Annotated in this window: 1 protein-coding gene and 1 pseudogene; both read left to right on the forward strand. The window is 53.4% G+C overall.

Annotated elements, in window-relative coordinates; all coding sequences use genetic code 11:
* Positions 1-990: Ig-like domain-containing protein (locus BT125_RS28265; protein WP_139271835.1), on the forward strand; the 990-nt coding region annotated here is incomplete at its 5' end.
* Between the two features lie 286 nt (positions 991-1,276).
* Positions 1,277-1,508 (forward strand): annotated as a pseudogene (locus tag BT125_RS28270) (hypothetical protein); the annotation flags it as partial.

Raw genomic sequence — 1,508 nt, forward strand, 5'->3', positions numbered from 1 at the left:
GTGAAAACCCTGTTCACCGACACCTTCCAACAAGCGGGTGACAACCCCAACACGCTGGCGGAGTTCGTGGTTTTCGATCAGTTGGGCAACTTCAATCGGTCGCCTACCAAACGTTTGGATATTCATCTGAACAGTGTGCTAACGCCCCCAGCCCTCGACAGCGTAAAAGACGCCGACGATGAAGAAATCTCCGATGGAGGACGGACAACTAGCACCACGCTGAAATTATCAGGTCATGCACACAAGGGAAAAGAAATCGAGGTTTACGATGGAAGCGGAGCCAGTGCGGTTCCCATGGGCAGGGCGACAGCCGATACGACAACGGGTGAATGGACGAAAGAAATAATCGTCCAGGTGGGTCCACACCGCCTGTACGCAAAATCGCTTTACCACAGCACAAACGTGTATTCGAACGTGCGCACTCTTACTACGGTACGTCCATTGTCCATTGATCAATCCGAAATGAAGCTCAATCGTCTCAACTATTACAACGCTCCGTGGCCACGGAGGCAGCCCGAAGTCATCGATAACGAGCAGCGCTTGGCCAGCGATGGAATACCTCCATACACCTACACCTCCAGCAATCCCGACATTGCAACTGTCAACATAGGAACGGGGATAGTTCAAGGACTGCGCAACGGGACCTCGACCATTACAGTAACAGACAGCGATGGGCAGACAGCCTCGTACGATGTCAGGGTCTCGCGTAAATACGAAATCGTCGTCAATGGGGGGCCTCTCAACGCCATCCAGGCTTACGACTGGCTATTGAGTATCAACTTCATATACGACGCCGATTATGAATTCGCTTACCACAACATAGCTGACGTCTTTCAGGTCCCGGCAAACTGGACGAACTTATGGCTGGGTTCGTCAGCAATAGGTCGGGCCACCTACTACCGGTACCTTGAAATCCAGCTAAAGCGGACCAACGCCGTCATTGATCCCTACCGTTCCGACGTTACTCAAGCATTGGGTTTTCGATCATGAGAATTATCGGAATTGGAAGAAGGTCGCCAACCTGAGTCCCCAGGGCGTCAGGCCCTGGCGTGCCCCTACCCACCCATTCCTGAATGAACACGGTGGGTTTTGTCGTTCCAGCTCATCTTGCGTGGGGACCCACTTCACCGAGTGATCACTCAACATCAGCCCGTCGCTAACCGCTCATCTTAAACCTGATCCACCTGTAAGTTCTGACAGTAGGCAGTTGCTTCGGTCTGGCGTGTGATAACCCTACCCAAGCGGCTAACGCCCCATCATCTGCCAGGAGAACCCGATGGATATCCAATCTTCCACCCTGGACGATTTATTCGAGCTGTTTCCTGTGATCATTCCAGGTTGGATCACACCAGTGAAACCGGCTGGCATCGCTGATGGGGGTATCCCCAAAAGCCTTTACGACGACCAGCCTCGGGGGCTCGAATGCTTGATTGACCCGTTGGTGGAGATGCAGCGTCACGCCTGGGCGCTGGAGGCTTGGGATCGAGTCGACCTGTATGTCAATGACG

Origin of the sequence: Pseudomonas sp. NFACC04-2 (assembly GCF_900119265.1) — a bacterium.
Taxonomy (GTDB): Bacteria; Pseudomonadota; Gammaproteobacteria; order Pseudomonadales; family Pseudomonadaceae; genus Aquipseudomonas; species Aquipseudomonas fluorescens_AA.